The 19,988-nt window shown below is 49.5% G+C and carries 19 protein-coding genes; 6 read left to right on the top strand and 13 right to left on the bottom strand.

Annotated features, from left to right (window positions below; genetic code table 11):
- Nucleotides 1-351 precede the first annotated feature (351 nt).
- From ACFSR7_RS35395 to ACFSR7_RS35375, 5 genes are all read right to left on the bottom strand, one after another.
- Complete coding sequence (locus ACFSR7_RS35395; RefSeq protein ID WP_378169347.1) at nucleotides 352-1,482, bottom strand: response regulator; 1,131 nt, start codon at nucleotides 1,480-1,482, stop codon at nucleotides 352-354.
- Nucleotides 1,479-4,622 (bottom strand): hybrid sensor histidine kinase/response regulator, encoded by a 3,144-nt coding sequence (locus ACFSR7_RS35390; RefSeq protein WP_378169345.1) that lies wholly within the window; start codon nucleotides 4,620-4,622, stop codon nucleotides 1,479-1,481. Before ACFSR7_RS35390 ends, ACFSR7_RS35395 begins: the two co-directional genes overlap by 4 nt.
- Before the next feature lie 176 nt (nucleotides 4,623-4,798).
- A complete protein-coding gene (locus ACFSR7_RS35385; protein ID WP_378169344.1) occupies nucleotides 4,799-5,443 on the bottom strand; it encodes a peroxiredoxin-like family protein in 645 nt (214 codons plus the stop codon).
- Between the two features lie 30 nt (nucleotides 5,444-5,473).
- Nucleotides 5,474-6,166 (bottom strand): cytochrome c biogenesis CcdA family protein, encoded by a 693-nt coding sequence (locus ACFSR7_RS35380; protein WP_378169342.1) that lies wholly within the window; start codon nucleotides 6,164-6,166, stop codon nucleotides 5,474-5,476.
- A 17-nt stretch (nucleotides 6,167-6,183) separates the two neighbouring features.
- Nucleotides 6,184-6,450, bottom strand: a complete 267-nt coding sequence (locus tag ACFSR7_RS35375) for a thioredoxin family protein (RefSeq protein ID WP_378169341.1) — start codon at nucleotides 6,448-6,450, stop codon at nucleotides 6,184-6,186.
- A gap of 184 nt (nucleotides 6,451-6,634) precedes the next feature.
- Between ACFSR7_RS35375 and ACFSR7_RS35370 the strand changes: the two genes are divergently transcribed.
- The 4 genes from ACFSR7_RS35370 (at nucleotide 6,635) to ACFSR7_RS35355 (ending at nucleotide 10,220) form a co-directional block, all read left to right on the top strand.
- A complete protein-coding gene (locus tag ACFSR7_RS35370) occupies nucleotides 6,635-7,348 on the top strand; it encodes a response regulator transcription factor (protein ID WP_378169340.1) in 714 nt (237 codons plus the stop codon).
- Complete coding sequence (locus ACFSR7_RS35365; RefSeq protein WP_378169339.1) at nucleotides 7,345-8,379, top strand: sensor histidine kinase; 1,035 nt, start codon at nucleotides 7,345-7,347, stop codon at nucleotides 8,377-8,379. Before ACFSR7_RS35370 ends, ACFSR7_RS35365 begins: the two co-directional genes overlap by 4 nt.
- Nucleotides 8,380-8,505: 126 nt before the next feature.
- Entirely contained in the window at nucleotides 8,506-9,054 is a 549-nt protein-coding gene (locus tag ACFSR7_RS35360; protein WP_378169338.1) for a class I SAM-dependent methyltransferase, read from the top strand.
- Between the two features lie 122 nt (nucleotides 9,055-9,176).
- Nucleotides 9,177-10,220, top strand: a complete 1,044-nt coding sequence (locus tag ACFSR7_RS35355) for a copper amine oxidase N-terminal domain-containing protein (protein ID WP_378169336.1) — start codon at nucleotides 9,177-9,179, stop codon at nucleotides 10,218-10,220.
- A 217-nt stretch (nucleotides 10,221-10,437) separates the two neighbouring features.
- On the opposite strand, the gene mazF is transcribed toward ACFSR7_RS35355, so the two are convergent.
- The 5 genes from mazF to ACFSR7_RS35330 all read right to left on the bottom strand — a co-directional run bounded on the left by mazF (nucleotide 10,438) and on the right by ACFSR7_RS35330 (nucleotide 14,271).
- Complete coding sequence (gene mazF / locus ACFSR7_RS35350; RefSeq protein WP_378169335.1) at nucleotides 10,438-10,779, bottom strand: endoribonuclease MazF; 342 nt, start codon at nucleotides 10,777-10,779, stop codon at nucleotides 10,438-10,440.
- A complete protein-coding gene (locus tag ACFSR7_RS35345) occupies nucleotides 10,773-11,003 on the bottom strand; it encodes an AbrB/MazE/SpoVT family DNA-binding domain-containing protein (protein ID WP_378169334.1) in 231 nt (76 codons plus the stop codon). Before ACFSR7_RS35345 ends, mazF begins: the two co-directional genes overlap by 7 nt.
- Nucleotides 11,004-11,147: 144 nt before the next feature.
- Complete coding sequence (locus ACFSR7_RS35340) at nucleotides 11,148-12,053, bottom strand: ATP-grasp domain-containing protein (RefSeq protein WP_378169333.1); 906 nt, start codon at nucleotides 12,051-12,053, stop codon at nucleotides 11,148-11,150.
- 66 nt (nucleotides 12,054-12,119) lie between these two features.
- The gene (locus ACFSR7_RS35335) at nucleotides 12,120-12,755 is read right to left on the bottom strand and encodes a DUF3885 domain-containing protein (protein ID WP_378169332.1); all 636 of its coding nucleotides are present in this window, start codon (nucleotides 12,753-12,755) and stop codon (nucleotides 12,120-12,122) included.
- A gap of 1,114 nt (nucleotides 12,756-13,869) precedes the next feature.
- Complete coding sequence (locus tag ACFSR7_RS35330) at nucleotides 13,870-14,271, bottom strand: hypothetical protein (RefSeq protein ID WP_378169331.1); 402 nt, start codon at nucleotides 14,269-14,271, stop codon at nucleotides 13,870-13,872.
- A gap of 169 nt (nucleotides 14,272-14,440) precedes the next feature.
- Here ACFSR7_RS35330 and ACFSR7_RS35325 point away from each other — a divergent pair, with 169 nt between their 5' ends.
- Nucleotides 14,441-17,407: an AAA domain-containing protein gene (locus ACFSR7_RS35325; RefSeq protein ID WP_378169330.1), complete on the top strand. Its 2,967-nt coding sequence runs from the start codon at nucleotides 14,441-14,443 to the stop codon at nucleotides 17,405-17,407.
- 86 nt (nucleotides 17,408-17,493) lie between these two features.
- Here ACFSR7_RS35325 and ACFSR7_RS35320 read toward each other — a convergent pair whose 3' ends face one another.
- The 3 genes from ACFSR7_RS35320 to ACFSR7_RS35310 form a co-directional block, all read right to left on the bottom strand.
- A complete protein-coding gene (locus ACFSR7_RS35320) occupies nucleotides 17,494-17,910 on the bottom strand; it encodes a hypothetical protein (protein WP_217593514.1) in 417 nt (138 codons plus the stop codon).
- Complete coding sequence (locus ACFSR7_RS35315; protein WP_378169328.1) at nucleotides 17,907-18,116, bottom strand: hypothetical protein; 210 nt, start codon at nucleotides 18,114-18,116, stop codon at nucleotides 17,907-17,909. Before ACFSR7_RS35315 ends, ACFSR7_RS35320 begins: the two co-directional genes overlap by 4 nt.
- Nucleotides 18,117-18,267: 151 nt before the next feature.
- Nucleotides 18,268-18,873 (bottom strand): TetR/AcrR family transcriptional regulator, encoded by a 606-nt coding sequence (locus ACFSR7_RS35310; protein ID WP_378169327.1) that lies wholly within the window; start codon nucleotides 18,871-18,873, stop codon nucleotides 18,268-18,270.
- Between ACFSR7_RS35310 and ACFSR7_RS35305 the strand changes: the two genes are divergently transcribed.
- Nucleotides 18,872-19,969 carry a ketopantoate reductase family protein gene (locus ACFSR7_RS35305; protein WP_378169326.1) on the top strand — a complete coding sequence of 366 codons (1,098 nt, stop codon included), beginning with the start codon at nucleotides 18,872-18,874 and terminating at the stop codon, nucleotides 19,967-19,969. The two genes, ACFSR7_RS35310 and ACFSR7_RS35305, sit on opposite strands and share 2 nt — an antisense overlap.
- Nucleotides 19,970-19,988 lie beyond the last annotated feature (19 nt).

Genomic DNA, 19,988 nt, shown 5'->3' with positions numbered 1-19,988 from the left:
GTGCCGCTCGTTCGGCTCGTCCAATTCGCTCCGTCGCTTGAGGTTATTATCGTTCCGTTGTTTCCTACCGCCACAAAGGTGCCGTTTCCAAAAGCAACGTCGCTTAGCGTATTCCCCGTGGGCAACGGACTCCGCAGCGTCCACGTATCCAGAGACCCAGCAACAGCATACTGAGGAATAATGGCCACGATTAAAAACAATACGGTAACGATCGATATCCAACGTTTGATCATTATTTTCTTCACTCGCCTTCATGCTGATTTACGTTGGTGCCATTATAACGAGAACGATGTTGCAAAATTGTTGCAAACAAAAAAGAAACCCGCTATGGGGTTCCTTCATGCGATAGCGTCAATCCGTCAAGGCGCGAAGCAACCCTGCAATCGTATCGCCCGGCAAGGCGCCAAGCTCGGCCCGGATCAACTCGGCATACGCTTCATAGTAGTCGTGCGCCCGCCTAGAACCGCCGAGCCGATATTGCAGCTTCAAGGCCGCTTCCCGCAGCGATTCGTCGTAAGGGTCGTGCTCGACCAGCAGCTCGGCCAGCCGCAGCGCCTTGAGCGGCTCCGTCCCGGTTCGCTCATCATACAGGAGCAGCTTTTTCCCCATTTGCAAAAAATACTGGCGATACTGCTTGCGGTAAGGCTCGCACCAGGCGCCGTCGAATTCTTGCAGGAACGGTCGGCTGCAGCGGTGAACGAGCTGCTCGATATGCGCCAGGTTATTCGGGCCCGGCTCGAAGGCATCCAGCGCGAACAGCTCCAATTCAGCGGCGTCCACGCCCGGCAATTCATCGGACAGGACGAGTCTGTAGCCGTTCCTGATCGAAGTCAGCGCGATCCCCGAGCCCGAATCCCTTAACGTCTTGTTGATCCGGCTAACCGTGCTTCTAAGATTAATGCCCGCCTTCTCTTCATTCTGGGTCGGCCAGAGCGCCTCGAACAGCGCCCACTTGCTGACCTCCTTCTCCCACGGCTGGAGCAGCATATAGGCCAGCAGCTCCGCGCACTTGGAAGTGACCCAGCGCACCGGATCCGGACTTCCATCCAAATAAAGCGCGAACTTGCCGAACAGTTCGACCGCAACCGCCCGTTGTCCGCCGCTGCCCACGTCTCTCGTACGATGCTGCCGCCTCTTTTCGACCCGCTCCAGCGAACGCTGCAAGTCCTCCTCCATCACCGGCTTCAGCAAATAGTCGAGCGCGTTCACCCGAAACGCATCGATTGCGTATTGATTGTGAGCGGTAATAAACACGACCTCCATGTCGAGTTTGTCCGCGTATACCCGCTCTGCGATCTCGAGCCCATTCAGCTCCGGCATTTCGATATCCAAAAACAGCACGTCCGGCTGCAGCGATCTTGCCATTCCGAGCGCCTCGTGCGGGTTCGCGCAGCGGCCCAGCACCGTCACGCCGGCGCCCGCCAGCATCCGGCCGATTTGCTCCGCAACCAACGGCTCGTCGTCTACGATCACAGCTCTCATTCCGATTCGCCCGCCTCTCCGTCAGCGTCCGCCTCTCCCTCCCATTTGCGTGAAGGAATCAGGAAAGCGACTGTTGTCCCCTTGCCCTGTAAGCTCTCGATCCGCAGGCCTTGCCCGTATTCATTCATCAGCCGCTTATGCACGTTGATCAGGCCGATGCTTCCCTCCATTCGCTCCGGCTTCAGCATACGATTCAACTGCTCGTCGGTCATGCCGACCCCATCGTCCTGTACGGCAATCCGCAGCCCGTCCGGCTCCCGTTTCGCCCGAATGACCACCGTGCCTCCCGACAGCCGTTTCATAACGCCGTGGCGAATCGCATTTTCAACCAGCGGCTGCAGGATCAATGCCGGAATCATCGTCTCCGCTCCGACATCCACATCCCAATCCACGTTCAGTCGCTCGCCGAACCGCGCTTTTTCCAGCTCGATGTAAGACTTCGTCAGGGACAGCTCGCGCTTCAGACTGACCTTGGCGTGCCGGGGGTCCAGATCGAAGCTGAGCCGCAGATAGTTGCTGAATTCGCCCAGCAGCTTGCCCGCCCGCGCGCCGTCGCTGTAGCATAACGAGATAATCCCGCTCAACGCATTGTAGACAAAATGGGGCTTGATCTGCGATTGCAAGAACAGCGTCTCCATGCGAATGGCCTGTCCGACCGCTTCCTTCAGCTGCAGCAGCGTCTGCACGCGGGCCAGCAGCTCCTTGCCGCTGAACGGCTTCACCAGGAAGTCATTGGCCCCCGCCTCGAGGCCCGTCGCGACATCGGCCGGCGAGTTGCGCACCGTCAGCAGCAATACGGGCAGCTCATAGAGCGGGTGCTCCGCCCGAATGCGCCTGCACACTTCATACCCGGAGATTCCGGGCATCATCACGTCGAGCAGAACAAGCGACAGTTCGCCGCGATGCTGCTGAATTACCTTGAGCGCGTCCGCACCGTTGTACGAAGTTAAAATGTGATAGCGACTGGGCGCAAACCACTCCTGCAGCACCTTGATGTTGGAGGCGTCGTCATCTACGAGCAAGATCTTAACCTTGCGGGATGGCATCGCCCCATACGGTGGCGTCTCTTCCGCCGGCGGTGTTTCTTCCGTTATCGGCGCGCTTAGCTCCTGCAACGTCTGCGGATCCTGACCGGCAGCGGCTTCTGCCGCAGCGGCGCCCGAATCCATCTGCATCGCCTCCGCTTCCGGCAGCCGGAGCTCGAATACGGAGCCCCTTCCCGGCTCCGACCGCTTCAACGCCAGATCGCCGCCCATCTGCAGAGCAAGCGCCTTCGAGATCTTGAGTCCCAGCCCGGAAGATTGGAAGCCCGGCCCCGCCGGTCCTCTTGCGCCTTCGTACGGATCGTCCGTAAAAAGCCTCCGCTGCCGCTCTTCGCTCATCCCGGCGCCGGTGTCCGTAAACGTCAAACGCAGCCAGCCCTCTTGAGATTGTGCGGCGACCGTCACGTTTCCCCGATCCGTAAATTTCAACGCGTTGCCGACCAGGTTCACGAGAATTTGCTTCAGGCGATTCTCATCGGTGAACAAATAGTAGGTTCCCGGCCGCACCTCGTTGAACAGCCGCACCTGATCGTGCTTGCGCATATACCTGAGCGCTTCGAGCGTAGCCTCCACCGTGCCGCTGACATCGAACAATCGGTTGTGGAACGCCAGACTGCCGCGCTGCAGGCTCTGAAAATCGATAATATCGTTGACCAGCGCAGACAGGCGGGTCGTCTGGGCAATGATGAAGTCCAAATTTTCGCGATGCCGTCCCGTTAGCCCTTCGCCGCTCTGATCGATGACCACTTGCGCCAGATTCATAATGCCGTGCAGCGGCGTCTTAAACTCGTGAGACGTGCGGACAAGAAACTCGTCTTTCTGGCGGTCGTGCGCAATCAGCTGCTCGGTCAACCGTTCGTTGCGCATGAGCGCCTCGCGCGCCCGGTCCGACATGAGGAACGATTGGGACAAAACGAGGAGCAGCGGCGTCACGATCATATAAAACGGGTTGTCGAGCGCCAACTGATAACGGGTCTGCGCATACACCCAACTGATGATCAGGAAAAACAAACCCGACAGAATATAGTAAACCTGGACGCCGCTATTCCGATGACGGAAAATCCAGCGAATAACGAGAGCGAAAACGGCGATTTGCAGGACGATCCCGAGCCAAAGCATATGGACCAAAAAATCGTTCGGAACGGCGATCAATACGGCCAGATAGCCGAACGCAATCCGGCTCAGCCACTTATATTTAGCGCCTCCCTCGTAATCCAGGTATAGATAGACATAGAGCGCAAATGACAGGATTGAAATATAAGGCAGGACAAAGAGCATTTTCTGCAGGAACAGGAAGGACATCGCCGGCAACAGGGCTGCAATGACGATCTCGTTGTCGAAGCAGAAAAATAGTCCCAAGGACAAGCAGAACAAACTGAAAAATACGAGATGCGGTTCCTTTTTCCATTGCCTGAACGTGCCTGCGAAATAAATGCCGAACACCAGCATTGTGGTGATGACGATCATATCCGCCAGTCTGGCATTGTCTCGCCTCGCCAATACATCGTCGGTTATGCCGAATTCCGGCGCTTGCACCAATCCGCCTTTCATATAGCGGTAGCTGGCGATCTGTATCAGGATGTCGATGGTGCCGGTATCCGCCTTGACCGTACCGAAGAACGGAAGATTGCTGGGCACGAACCGATCCGCCGACAAAGCCGGTTGACCTGCGCCGCCCAGATCCGCCCCGTTCATGTAGACGTGGCTCGACAAGCGAATCTTTTTGCCTCTAAGGCTATAAAAATACGGTTCGCTGACCGCGATGCGCAGACGGTAGGTACCCGCGCCATACCCGCTGCCGGCGGAATCGGCCCCCTTCCAGCCGCCTGGTACGCGAACGATTCGACGCTCCGCCTCCAGCGCATTTCCGTTCGCAAGAAAGTCTTGCGGCGTCAGCAGCTTGTTTTCGTAAAACTCCCACTCTCCCCTAAGCGGAATGATCCCTTGCTTTGCAAAATTCCATTGCCTGGCGTCCAGCACCCCTGCTTGCGCTTCCGGGTACTGAAACGTAGGATTGAGCCAGCTATAAATGAACAGCGATGAAACGACGATAAAAACGCCGATCATGGTGATCAGCACCGTCAATTGTTTTCGCATCGTACCCGTTTCCTGTCCGATTTTCATATTCGCACCAAGCATATCCGTTTATTTTAATGCCACATCGTTAAAATTCTCCTCGATTCGACAATTCCCTTCATTTTACGCAAAAAGAGAAAGCCCATGCGTCGCGTCGCATAGGCTTTCTTCTTTTTTCTTATTCATTGAATAGCCGCTCACAGCTTCCTCAGCTCGTCCAGAATATCCTCCGGCGCCAGTCGCTTCATAAAGTCCGGATTGACGTACGCGGAACGGATGATGCCGGACTCGTCGATCATGAAGGTGGACGGAATGGGCAGGATCCACCGCTCGGTTGCGTTGTATTCGGCCAGATCCATTTTGAACTGGTTGGTCATCAGCTCCTGCAGGTACGGCGGCACGTCGTATAAAATATTGTAAAAAGCGGCTGCCAGACCGTTCGTATCGCTCAGCACCTCGAACTGCAGCTCTTCCTTCTCCTGATGGGACAGCGTGTTGTCCGGGCTTTGCGGGCTGACGGCGATCAGCTTGGCGCCAAGCGCATAAATCTCCGGCAGCACCTTCTGATATGCACGAAGCTGCGCGTTGCAGTAAGGACACCAGCCGCCGCGGTAGAAGGTGAGCACGACAGGTCCCTGGGCCAGCTCCTCGTATAAGTGAACCGGCGTGCCCATCGCGTTTTTCAGCGTAAAATCCTTCGCCTTCTGCCCTTCCTGAAGGCCATACTGAACGCCCGACTCCTGCTGCTCCCGAATCGATCGGAACATCGCAGCCTGGATCTCGATCGGCGAATGCGCGACAAATTGCTGCTTCATTTCTTCCAGCGTTTGATTAAAGGACATGGATGACTCTCCTCCTATGTGATCAACCTATTATTTCATAAATCCAATTGCGAGGAAAAGGATGCCGATCACGATGGAGAGATAGCCGGCCACTTTTTTGACGGGACCGCCCCATCTTGCCAATTTGCGCAGAATCGAGATAGAAAAGACTGCAACGGCCGCGAGAATCACGCCTTTTCCGAGCGAGTAGGCCGTCATGAGCAGCGCGCCGTGAAGCGGACTTCCTTGCAGGGCGATATAGCTGATCAGCGCAAAAAAGATCGGGATGGCGCAGGGCGAAATGACGAGTCCGTACGGAATTCCCAGTTTAAAAGCGGCCCATGCGCCTTGCTGACGCTTCGGCCGGCCGAGCGGTTGTCCGAACGTCGGCATGGCGAACGAAATGACGCCCAGCAGCTGTAATCCTGCCAATATATCGAAGATAGGCGGCACCCAGGTCAGCAAACGATATTTCTCTACAAAGGGTATAAATTGTTGGCCGAGCAGCGCGATGACCAAGCCGGTCGCAAGCGATGTGACCGCCATCCCCAGGATAAAGTAGATCGCGATCATCATGGCCCTTCTCTTATTGTCGGCCGCGCCTCGCTGAACATAACTCGCGAACATCGCCAGCACGGGCAAATAGCAGGCCAGCACCGCGCTCACGATGCCGACGGCGAACACAAGAAGGTAAGTCGAGACGGCAACGCCGCCGGTAATCGAAAAAGGATACAAGTTTTCCATTCGTTATCTCCTTTTATCTAGCGACTTTCTTCGTAATCAAGCCATGCATACACGCGTTCGCGAAGCTCGGTCAGCTTGGGCAAAGCACGGAATTCCACTTTCCCATTCATGAGAATCGCGCCTGCGCTGAAAACGTTCAGTTCCTGTAGACGTTCGAATGCCTCAACCACATGCAGCTCCCGAATCTCAATCTGCGAAAATTCCGCCGCCACCTGCTTCACGAGACTGAGCGCCTTTTGACAAATAGAACAGCCCGGTCCGGCCGATACCACCTCGATTAACAAAAGACCTCCTCCTCCTTCATTTCATTCTGTTCACGATCCTCCGTGCAAAAGGAAGATTAGCTCTGATTATAGAGGCCGCGCTGTTAAATCCTTGTTAAGTTCGGCGCCGAGCGCATGAGGAATATCCTCGTCTCGCGAAAACGCGAATGCTGTGCTATTCTCTGTAGCAGGAAGGAGTGTTCCTATGCGAATTCTCATCGTGGAAGATGAGGAGGACCTCTCGCGTGCTTTAGCCAAAGGTTTGAAACGGGAAGGTTATGCCGTGGACTGCGCGCTTGACGGACTGACCGGGTGGGAGCTGGCGGACACCAACGAATACGACGCGATTCTTCTCGATATCAATCTGCCGGAGCTGGACGGCATCTCGCTTTGCCAACGCATTCGCCGGTCCTCGCACCATCACGACGTATGCATCCTCATGCTGACCGCGCGCAGCCATCCGGACGAAGTGGAAGAAGGACTCGATTCAGGGGCGGACGATTACCTCCGCAAACCCTTTGTTTTCAATGAATTGCTTGCCCGCATCCGGGCGCTCCTGCGGCGGCGTTCGTCCGTGAAAAGCACGGTTCTACGGTTCGACCGGCTCACGCTGGATTCGAAAACCAAAGAAGTCTGGCTTGAAAATGCGCTGCTTCCGTTGACGAAAAAAGAATTCGGCTTGCTCGAATATTTGATGCTCCATCCCGGCGAGGTCATCTCGTCCGAGCGGCTGCTCGAGCACGTGTGGGATATTCACGCAGATCCGTTTTCCTCTACGGTCCGGGTTCATATTAATTCCTTGCGCAAAAAATTCTCGCAGCAAGATCCGTCGGCTGGAGAAACGTATATTCAGACCGTTCAAGGTCATGGGTATCGATGGGCGCAGAGGGCGGCCGGAGAGAAAGAGGAAGCGACATGAGACGATGGAACCGTCTATCGCTGCGTTCGAGATTGACGCTGTTCGCCATTCTTTATTTGGCGGCCATGCTTATCGCCTATACGGCCTTAGAGTCCTTTTTCTCGGCTACCCGGATCGTGTCGGAGCTGCAAGGGCGGATCATCAGCTTGCTCGTCGCGCTCGCGGGCATGATTCTCAGCGCGCAATGGCTTGCATCGATTATTCTCAAGCCTGTGAAGCGAATGAGCGAGACCGCAGCCGGCATCACCGCAACCACGCTCGACAAGCGGCTGGAGATCGACCAGCTTCACGACGAGTTGAAGAAGCTCGGCATCGCGTTTAATACGATGCTGGACGGGCTGGAACGCGCCTTCGACCAGCAGGCCCGCTTCGTCTCCGCGGCCGCGCACGAATTAAGAACGCCGCTGTCCATCCTGCGCACCAATCTGGAAGTGTCCGGTGACGGCGATGGCATTGACCCTAGCGATTGGCAGGATTACAGGGCGACAACGGAGCGGACGCTGTCGCGGCTGGAGTCGCTGACGGAGAATTTGCTGCTGCTGGCAGACGGGGCGCATGATCGCGAGCGACGTGAGCACAAAGTGGCGGATCTTGCGGAAGTCCTCACGGATGCCGTCTCCTTCATGGAACCGATGGCCGTCGAATATGGCGTGAAGCTCCATCTGGCGGAGCCGTTCGCCGCTACGGTTAAGGGGGACGAGAGCTTCCTGTTCCTGGTGTTTCGCAACCTGCTGGACAACGCCATCCGGTACAACCGGCCCAATGGGAGCGTGACGCTGCGGGTTGCGCATGAGGATGGGCGCGTTGCGGTTCGCGTTGCGGATACGGGAAAAGGAATATCCCTTTCGGCAAGGGAACTGATTTTCGAGCGGTTCTATCGCGTCGATGCCTCACGGGCGCGCAGGCATGGCGGGGCCGGCCTGGGCCTGTCGATCGTCCGCCATTTGCTTGGCTTTTTTGAGGGGAGCGTTGAGTTGGAGAAGAGTTCGGAAGAGGGAAGTGTGTTTAAGGTTGTGTTAGAGCGGGGTTAGGGGACCTATTTACTTCGAAGGGACTGTTAGCGGAAATGAGCGATACGCTCAGGAGATTCGACCAGGACGAGCAGGCACCTGAACCGGCCACGCCCTCCAGCCGGCTCGCGGCAGAGGCACGCTGACGTGGCCGCGGCGTATACGGCCGGCTTGTGGGTCGGCATAATCGCGGCTGGAGCGGCGTTGCTCGCCGTGTTGTCCATCGTCTGGCACAGCTGGCGCAACGGCATCTCGCCGATGCCGGCGTCCGGCCCCGCCCGCCGTGCGGTAGCGGCGGAGCTGCTGCGGATCGGACAACGCGGCACGGCGGTGGAGGCCGGCTCCGGCTGGGGCAGCCTGGCGCTGCATACGGCGCAGCGCTGTCCCGGCTGGCGGCTGATTGGCATCGAGAACTCGCCGCTGCCTCTTGCGGTATCGCGGCTGCTGGCGAGGGGGCGGCCGGGCGTGCGCTTCATGAGCGGCGACTTGTTCGCGTACCCCTACGAGGACGCCGACGCGGTGATTTGCTATCTCTATCCCGGCGCGATGAATCGCCTTGCGCCGCTGCTCCGGCGGCATCTGGCGCCAGGCGCCTGCGTCGTCAGCGTCTGCTTCGCGCTGCCGGGCTGGACGCCGGTGCGGACGGTCGTCTGCGCCGATCTGTACCGGACGCCGGTCTACGTCTATGTCCGCTAGGATGGAGAGATTAACGCGGTCCGTGCATGCACCGGCGGGCTGCCGCTACCTACGAATGCCGTCCGTTTCGAAATGCGCGCTATCGGCTAATTCATTAAAAAGATGAGGGAAGGGATCTTTATATGAAGAAACATCCGTTCATCCTTTTATTCGCTTTGACGGCGATGCTGTTCGCGTTAATACCTCTTCCGTCGGCACATGCCGATTCGCCTGTTACCTCCACCAATTTTTACGTCGCGTATAAAGACGAATCGATCGTCCAGAAGGCCCTTCAAGCGGGCGGCATGACGGCCGAACTGGCGACCTACCTGGCCGACGAATCTTCGCCGCTTGCGCTGCGCGCCGCCGTTATTAATGCCATAGGCTGGGACACCGAGCCGACCCAACGCGCGGAAGCCTATGCGCAGCAGGCGTACGGCAAGTCGCTTGCAGCGATCAAGCCGTCCGAGCTGCGCGGCGACGAACGCTTTGTCATCGGCTACTTGCTGGCGATGGACGATTATCTGGATACGCGCGAGGCGGAGCAATGGCTGGAGGACGCACGCCGGCAGCTGCCGGATAGCTTCACCGCTGCTTTGATTCATGCCATTGTCCAAGCGCAGGAGGAGATGAAGGACGCCGGCTGGCCGCAAGTGTGGAAAACCGTCGCAGACGTAGCCTTCGATCCGGACTTGAAGATGGATATGAAGCCTGAAGCCGCCAGAATCATTATCGATTATATGGTATCGTACAGCGACAAAAAGGTGATTAACCCGTTTGCCGAAGAAAGCCGCCTTACGCTTCGAATCGGGGATCGCGACTTTAAGCTGAACGGCGAGACGTTCGAGATCGATCCTGGCTACGGCACGGCGCCCGCCTTGATCGATGGCAGCGCCTACCTGCCGGTTCGTTTTATGACGGAGGCTGTCGGCGGAGACATTCGCTGGGAAGCGGCTACGCATACCGTGCGGATAGATACCGCCCATGTATCGATGAAGCTGACCATCGGCGAAAAGACAGCTGTCGTAAATGGAAAGGAGCAACAGCTGCTCGGCGCCCCGTACATCTCGAACGGGCGCACCATGCTGCCATTCCGCTTCCTCGGAGAAACGCTCGGCTTTGACGTCTCATGGGACGCCGCTACGCGAGAGATCGGTTTGACGCTGGGCTCGCAGTCGCACAAGTAATTGGATAAGAGCCCGGAAGAAGAAAGTGTTTAAGGTTCCACGTATCGCCACGAATGATCTTGCCAACGACCTCTCCAAATATAACGACAATATCTCGAAGCCATTCATTTAATGGGAACTTGTCTTTATCCCTTTCCCATTGAATGATGGCTTTGCGGTGTCTTCTTTCCATCCTATCCTTCCTTCCGAATTAGCCCCTCGAAAAGCTAATTATCGGTTAGCGGATCAGTAAGTCCAGTTTTGTAATTACCTCTGACAGAATCTCCGGTGGCACTTTACAAATGAACGCTGCCTGTCTTGATTGCCAGTCGAGACTTTTTACCTGATCTGCCAGGATGACTCCTTCGATTGGCAAATCCTGCGGGATAATTACTTCGAACGGGTAGCCCTTTTGCTTGGAAGTTACCGGACAGAGCAAGGAAAGTCCGACCTTTCCATTATAAGATGCAGGTGAAACGACCAAAGCCGGGCGTTTACCTGCCTGCTCATGCCCTGCTTGCGGGTTGAACTGCAACCATACCAAGTCGCCGCGATCCGGTACGTATTCTTTGCTTACCATGCTTCCCGTCCTTGTGGCTTACCGGTTGGAATCTCACTGTGGACATTATCCGGTGTAATCTGGGACAGCAGCTCATCGAGCTTTTCCGACTTCGGCTTGATTACTAGGTGACCTTCTTCAATATCCAAGTCAATTTCGGTTCCTTCCTCGATTCCCACTTTCATGGCAAGGGATTTCGGGATGCGAATGCCGAGGGAATTACCCCACTTTTGGACCTGAAACATTTTACCGCCCCCTAAAATGTATAAACAAAGTATACACATAAAGTCATTAAAAAATCAATTCGAGGTGGCGTATGATTGGAGGTGATTACCTAAAGCACAGAAAGCTTCGATCGTCTGCCTCGCCAATCGAAACCAGGCTGAATCCTAGTTGTTCCCTAAACCTAATATCGAATTATAAAACTGTTCCATATCCGCATGACTCGGAAGTCCTGAGACTTGCCCATCCCCTACCTCAATAACTTTCCATTCTCCGCTTATGGTTTTGGCAATATCCATTGTAAAAAATGGACTGGATACACCCTTTGCTAAATCTACAAACAAGTCGAGATTGGGGATCTCTTGTTGATAGTCCGCTTCGTCCCAATACCCCATACACTGAACCAGCTTGTGATAGAGGAAAAACAACCGGTACTCATTCGATAAGGGCATACCGCTTTTAGGATGCTTGGCGAGCTGCTCCAGTTGAATAAACTCGCGAATGACAATACCGCCATTAAGCTCCGTGCCTTGGCGCTCAATGAAGTTTTGAAGAACCGCTTGAGCTCTTTGCCGGTCGGAAGCATCGGGAATATAACAGGCTTCTTCCCACTCATGCTTTCTAGACTTTACGTAATCCTTAATCATAACCGGCTTGTTTTTGAATAGGTGCATCCTCTCAAATAGAACGTCATAACCGTTTGTAAGTTCTTCAATTCCGAGCCAAGTACTCAGTGGAGTAACTTTTTTAATGACTTCGTAAGAATAAGGAAAATAGTGCCCATTGCTATATTCCTGAGGAGAATTGATCAGAACGGCATTTTTCCGCTGCAGTGCGTAATACATCTTTTCGTAATCATTTGGCTTTAGCATCCATCCCCTATAGATGAACATTTCCGGGGCTTCAAATGTTGGAATCCGCTTAATTGCCTTGTTTAGCTCTCCATCCAAAACGGACTCCAGTGAAACCAAATGGACATCGATTCCTAACTTTCGTGCACATTCGTATTCCTGTCTATATTCTTCATCAGCAACATTGCTAGCCAAGGGATCAGAACAAAATAGTATCTTCATACGTTGTCCTCCATACAAATGTAAGTAGCAAATTCGTGCCATGCTTATCCCAGACAGTAGACTGAATTAGTCTTCCATGAACATGCAGTCGATTCTCTCACGATCGTAATTCAATATCCAATCATTTCGTCTTACATAAAGCTCTTTTAGTGCTTCCTTGGAGCTGGCTGCTACATCAAGTCCCCGACTATCGTAAAAATGAAATACTGTGCTTTTCGAAAGGTTGATGAAGTAAATATCATTAGGCGCAAAAAGAGCTTTTCGACACTTTAGCTCCGAACGCTTACATTTCAGAACGAACCGATAGGATTCCCATCCATCATCATCGTCATCATATTTATGTAAGTTTACGCAGGCTAGCGTACGGATCACTTTGGGATTATAAAAAGAATGATCGAATGCTTTTATCTTTCTTGGTTTTGTATCCCGATGTGAATCATAATTTACAACCATAAGTATGTCGTCATCAGCATGATGTGCATTTGTGAATAGGGTTTGGGCTCGATGATGGACTTGCGCTCGGTACGCTTCATCGGATACCGAAGGGTCTGGATTTCCGATCTCAAATCTGATGCCAAACTCCGCATTATAAAACAGTGGTGATTCCAGTTTTAGCTCTGACGAAAACTTCTCTTCCAGGAAGCTGTTAAGAATTGAAAGTGTGTTTATAGCTGTTCCTCCGTCACTTGGAATCAGTTTCAATAAATTTATCGGCCAGTAACGCCGAAACCACTTGAGCCCCGTCCTGTACGCCTTTCATATAGAAGCGTTCATGTTCGAGCGCCCGTCTCAATAGATGCTTATCTTTCCAAGACAAGTAACTGGTGAATTGTTTCGTATCCATGCCGCTATACAATGCTTCAAATGACTTTTTCTCCCCGGCTCGCGTTTTTAGCAGCAAATAAAGGAAATAACAGCAAAGTTCATACTGGAAGACGTCCCCTTGAACTAGAATAAACAGCTCAAAAACATTTCTATCGGGGATAGTAAGGAGATAAAGGGGGACAAGAAGTCGTGGTTACAGCACCTTTAAACGGCGCTTAGGGGAACGTTAGAGAGAAGAACCTTAAGACTAAATCGGCAAGAGAACTTAAAGAAATATCTAAAAATAGAAGCTATATGGCAGGTTCAGGCCTCCACACTTCGGAACCCTTGCCGAATACAAAACCCTAATCTTCCTTATATTTTTTGGTAATAAAAGATTCCCCCCTTCATCTAAGGCCTCTGTCTCAATCAGGAACTTAGACATCAATTCTAAATAGTGTTTGCAGACATTAATATAATAGGGAAATTCCAAACTCAGCAATTCTAATCGTTCAATTTCCCTTTCCGCCCTATTAATAAAAAGCGCTACCTCATTAAAAGAATCACTTAGATAAAGAGCAATAGAATGATTAATATAAGTTATTAATGTAAACCAGGAAGAGTTTCTCCGCAAGCCATTAGGAGGTAATACGTTCGGTCTATTTATTTCCCTGATTAGGGACTGAATCTCCTCAAATGTTGACAATATTTTCACTCCTTATTGAAGTAATTTTATTTGAATTTTACCACTATTTAATTTTTTTAATAGGTCAATGTAGAAATATTTGCTCGCGCCGGCATCACCGGTGTGGGTGCCGCCAATTTAGACGCGATCTTAGATGAACTTAGATTGGCCTATCAGGAGTCCAGGAACAATCCGTTTGGAACGCCTATGTCTACGAAACAAGATATTCAGGACGTTGTCGACCTTTTCTTAACCTTATAGCTTATCCTGGAAAAATAGCGGCGCAAGGGAGGTAATCCTTGCGCCGCTATTTTTTCAATATCCCTCTCACCCCAGTGAGGCATACTTGCTCGATTGTATGAACGCCCGATGGGCTTCCTGGATCGCATTCGTGCGCATCAGCAGCTCCTCGGAACCGCCTTGCTTCAGTTGCCCGGCAATCTGCATCAGCTTGAACGTGTTGTAATAGTTCACATCCGCTTTGCTGCGGCTATGCTGCAGGGCGTCCTCATACGATTGGCGTTCCATCGAGAGGCTCATCGCTTGTTGATGTAGATTGGGATCATGTCGCTGCAAGTAGTCCATATCGTCAGTGCGCAGCTTCTTGCCCAGCATGAGTGTGTTTCGAATAGATGCCACACGCGACTCAACCTTCGTCTCGCGTGCGTCCTTGTATGGCTGCAGCATTTTGAAATATTCACTGATTGGCTGCCCGGATTTTATATTCACGCCATTCCCCTCCTAAATACGAATAAGCGGTTGTACAAGCTGCTGCTCCTCCTCGGAAGCTATAAGCGTTAACAAATCATCAATATCAGGTCTCTCTAATCTCTCGATGAGAAATTCCGATAATACAAATAGTACCATAATCACATTTTTTTATAATTCGGAGGGTCTTTTGTTACTTAAAAATTTACTCCAATATTATTTGGAATGCCTAAAGTACGAGAGTTATTATTCAATACAGCTTAAGCAGCGAGAATTCGAAGTTTCACAAATAGATCCGCATGAAATATCACAGGTTTACGATCAATATGAGAAGATGAGAAAGAAATTAGAAAATGAGCACTCCATTATGTTTGGTTACCCCATACTTCGAAAAGGACAGGGGGACAAGGTTTCCTTTTTACCGTTGTTTCTTTGGAATAGTTCGACCTTCCAATTCGATCGTAATATTTTCAAAGCGGATCAACTGGGTTTTCATCAAGAATTGTTCAAGTCTATTTCTGATAAACGCTCAATCGATGCTATAAATTTACTAAAGGAACAGTTCGCTGCTGATCCTCTGGCATTTTTACAAAGTAAGCATAATCTTCAAAAATTATTGGATTACTCTGAATATGATATAAAATCTATAATACCAAGTTATGTAATGGTCCAAGTAAAGAATAAAAGTTCAAGCAATTATTTGATCGTGGATGAAATACAAGCAATTCTCTCAGATAAACGCAAACCAAGCGCAGTGCTTAATAGCTTCCTTGGTCATAGTTATGCATTGCCAATGCATGACACTCAAAAGGAACCACTACACATTGTTCCTAGTAATTACCCTCAAAATGTCTCACTTTCAGATATTCAATATACAGTGAGCATGATCAAAGGGCCACCAGGCACGGGGAAAACCCAAACCATTTTAAATTTAATAGCCAACCAGATCGATCGTCAAGAAACATGTATCATTGCAAGCACAAACAACCAAGCAGTAAACAATATAACTGAAAAACTAGAACGAAAAGGAATCAACCAACAATTCTTCGGTTTTGTTCGTTTGGGGAGCCTTTCTCACAATAAAAATGAAGTCATTAAAATTCAAGCTACGATTGAACGTATAAAGAAAGAAATAGGTACAACAATTTCCGATGAAACCTATATCTCGTTTGCAACAAGATCCAAGATTTTAATGAAGAAAATTAATCAATTAGAACAAATTGAACAACAAATAATGGATTTGACGAGTACAATTGACCAACTTCATAAATTAATTCAAACTTTAAACGACCGTTTGCACCTTAATTACTTGATGACTATGAAGAGCGATTTTGAAGCGCTCTCTATATCTGGCATTCGTATTGAAACACGCTTGCGAGAACTTGTTGATGAACCTCTCCAGCTATTTGGTAATGACATCTTTCGCAAGTTTCGCTCTTTCATTGCGGGGAAAATCGATGTATACATGAAACAGCGTATAAAGAAATATTTACGCTCAATTGATGCACCTAAATTATGGGAATACATTGACATTTCAAAACCTACTCATTCGCTTGCTCTTTGTGAAGAAATTGTAAAAGTGATTAACTTAGAGCATCGTCTTCAACAATACACGGATCAACTTTTGCAACTTCAAAAACATCAAAGTGAACAACCTGACACCTTAGACGATTTGTACAAAGAGAAAAACGAAATTGATCTTATTATTATTCGTGCACGATGGCTTCGGAATGCGAAACCCATTTTTTTAAATGCAAAAGAAATGAAAAACATTGAAAATTTGCTCGATGAACTCAGTCAAGATGGAAGAATTCGCACATCAGCTTCAGCCTTCGTTTCCTTTGTAAAGTTATTCCCTGTTCTATTAATAAGTAGTTTATCAGCTCGTAGTTGTATTCCGCATGGAGCATCGATTGATTTGACCATTATAGACGAATCATCACAATGTTCTATCCCCAGCGTTTTTTCACTATTACAATCTTCAAGAAGGGTCTGCTTTTTCGGGGATATTCATCAGCTCAGTCATATAACTTCGTTGGAAGACTCTTATAGTAAAATTTTATTCGACAAATGTGCTCCTGGTATTGAGCATTTACCTTACTGTTTTCGTAATATCTCAGCATTTGAGAGGGCTGAACAATCTTGCCTGCACAGTGGAAAAGGAATGCATTTACTTAGTTATCACTATCGATGTATTCCTTCCATAGCTTCGTTCAGCAATCAACATTTTTATCGCGGACAACTGCGTATGATGCGTCAAGAGCCAGAAAGAAGACCTTTTAAAACGGGTATTTTTTCAACAAATGTATACGGATTCGTGTCCGGAACGTATAACCGTCAAGAAGTGGATGAGGTTAAAGCTATTGTAGCCAAGTTGGAACAAAATGGTGTAACTCAAATTGGTATTGTAACACCGTTTGCTGCTCAAAAAAACGAATTGATCAAAGCATTCCGTCATAATTCAAACATTAAAGTAGGAACTGTTCACGCATTTCAGGGTGGAGAATGTCGAGCTATTATATTTAGTACAGTCGTTTCAAATGGTTCCACTGCATTTCAAATCAATTTTGTTCAAAATAGCTACCGCTTGATAAATGTTGCTTTGACTCGAGCTTTAGACTACTTCATTCTTGTTGGAAATTTGGCAGAAATAGATAACGCCCAAGGTTTTTTGACTAAGTTAAGTCAATATATTTATTCTTTAGAAGCACGCAGTTTTCATCGTCCAGCTATTGAATTGTCAATTGAATTTAACCGTATTATTAGACAAGAAAGTCGCAAAGCACTCATGCACCAGGGAGAACGCATGATTTTTAACAAATTGCAAATATACTTAGGCGGAATGCCGTTTATTGTCTTTCCGAAAGTCCCAATTAAAGATGTACTATCCGTCAATTTTAAGTTAGACAGTGCTCTAAAATCATATTATTTTACTAGCCATATGGACTTTGTCATCTACGAAAAAGAATCTCTTCAGCCACTGTGTTCCATCGAATATGATGGAGATTATCATAGACGAGATTCGAAGACCATTGAAAACGACAATAAAAAAGACACTCTATGTCGTTATGCAGACTTTCAACAATTTCGAATAGCCTCCAATGCAGAATCAGAGGGATGGGAAAGATTAAGATTATTTTTAAATTCTTTTTCTTAGCCTTATACGTTGAGAACAGTGTCCAGTAACGCCTAAAGCAGAACCGAGTTCTGGCATAGATACAAACGAGCAAAAAGCCCTGGCGTTTATTCACCAGGGCTTCTCTTCTTATAACCCTTCGAAAGATCCGGATACTTGACCTCGATCGGCAACCGCGGAATCTGTACCTTAATGATGAGGTCCGAATAGTCCTCTACTCTCTCTGTCATGTATGCGCGTAACGTGGCCCGCTCAATCTCGTATAACCCGCGTCGCCCAGCTACAGCATATGTAAAGATTAATTTTAGCCCGGAGCGCTCCGGCGTATCCTTGATCCAGATGCGGCGCTCCTTAAGTCTGCCCATGGATCGTTCCAATTCTCCTTGCAGGAAACTGCCTACAAGCTTAGTGATAGCCGCTCGCGTGCCGGTTGCCTCTTCATGCTGCTTGCGCGCCAGCTCCATAAGCGTCATGATCTCGACATGATGTTGAATAAGCTGCATATCCTCTGCTTGTGCGCTCATGAGATGTCACGCCCCTGCATCGGCAGCGGCCGGCATGCTAGGATGCGATCGGCATGCAGACTGCGCGGCGCGTGCTTAGACAGGTCGTAGGCAGATACCTTGTTGTCGGTCACTACCATCACCTTAACCGGGCGTTGCGTAAAATTGCCTTGCCGATCTTCATAAATCATCATAATTTCTCGGCTTATATATTTCGTGACGTCCATTCTGACCGCCTCCGTATAGAACGTATGTTCTTATAATACCCGGAACGCTGGATTTTATTCAATAGGAGGCGGATTCCATATGGGAGGCAAAACGTTCTAAACGTAAAACAAAAACCGCCCGGCGATAGCCGGACGGTCGACAAGTTTTTATTCAGCCGAATCGCAGCTCTTTCTCTTCGTCCCCAGGGCGACGCGGATTGACCTTCCCAAAGATATGATACGGTGTTATGCCATTTGCAAATAGGCTATCGATCAACTTGACCAATTCTTCCGACGATAGATCTTTTTCGTTGCGTATCCAAAGGCGAAACATAGCTATTAATGTTGATATGTAAAATTCAATCATGTATGGTGCTAAGACATCATTTGTTGGAAAGTCCACAATCAATCGCTCAAAGGGAATTTCTCTTTTCAGACGTTCAACAAAATGAACAGAACCATAGTCGCCCAAGAGCGCTTTAAGAACTGAAATTTCCTCTGCATTTTCCAAGCACTGAAGTGCATTTTGGAAAGTATGCGTAGAGAATTCTCTGCTTGCCATTTCCTCGTTAATGGATTTCAAGACACACGCTTCAACGCAGTCCAGCAACGCATAAATATCCGTAAAGTATTGATAAAATGTACTGCGGTTATATCCAGACTTGTTGGCAATCTCTTGAATCGATATTTTCTCGATGGGCTTTTGGCTATATAAGTCACAGAACACATTTATAAAGGTCTGCCTGGTTTTGTCTGTAATTTCAGGTTGCTTGTTCATGATTGCCCTCCATATGGGTTCAATAGACGATCCGACAGATATTGAAAAACTGATGGTTGATGACGGTATGGCGAATCCATACAATATGATCATACAACACGTTGTTGGATTATCAATATGGATGATCAACGATTTGGGGGCGTCTAACATGAAAATTTTATTCTTCGGTAGAGGTGTCATATCGACCCAATATGCATGGGCTTTCGAACAGGCAGGTCATACAGTTGAGTTTTACGTTAGAAAGGGGAGGAAAGAAACCTTCGGAAGCCGTATAGCGCTTGAAATGTGGGACGCACGAAAAGGGAAAAAGCTCATCAAAGAAAGCTGGAACGTCAAACTGCATGAGGAGATCCTTCCCCATTATGATCTCATTATTGTGAGCGTCAATACGGAACAACTTCCGGAAGCCGCACAATTTCTGTCAACTGCTGCAGGAAATACCCCGATCCTCCTATTCAATAATATTTGGCAAGATCTGAAGTCGTCGATCGCACCATTATCTATGAACAATGTTGTCTTTGGCTTCCCCGGAGCAGGAGGCGGCATAGCGGACAATAAGCTCAGGGGCGGCTTTTTGAAAATGGTATTTCTAGAAAAACCACGGCCAGGCACTGAGCTTATTAATAACAAGGTCAAAGAACTATTTGAAAGTGCCCATTTTAAAATTAGCTGGGTAAAGGATATGCAAAACTGGCTATGGAATCACTTTGCCATGAATGCGGCGATGGAAGCCGAGGTGTTAAAACGGGGAAGTTTCCCGGCGCTCATGAACCATAAGGACTCATTCGCAAATGTTGGTAAGCATATGAGGGAAATGATCCCCGTACTTAAAGCAAGAGGTGCAAAGCCTGATGCCATTTCCCTCTTGTTGACTAAAATTCCACCGGCCATTCTCGGCATCCTTTTTAACAAGGTTATTTTTGCAAAAGGCAGCTTGGCACGACTCTTCGTGGAATACAACAATAGTAAAGCAGGTTTTGCTGTACTTGAGGTTGTGAGAGAAGCCAAAAAGGCAGGCATCCCTTTGCCGCGTCTTACAAGGGCATTTGGAAATACGGAATATCACAAAGCTATTGAAAATCCCATATTGCCTTAACTCTACCTACAATGCGAAT

The sequence above is a fragment of the Cohnella sp. GCM10020058 genome, assembly GCF_042683485.1.
Classification (GTDB): domain Bacteria; phylum Bacillota; class Bacilli; order Paenibacillales; family Paenibacillaceae; genus Cohnella.
Note: the sequence above shows the minus strand (reverse complement) of the source record. Positions and strands in the feature narration are given on the sequence as shown.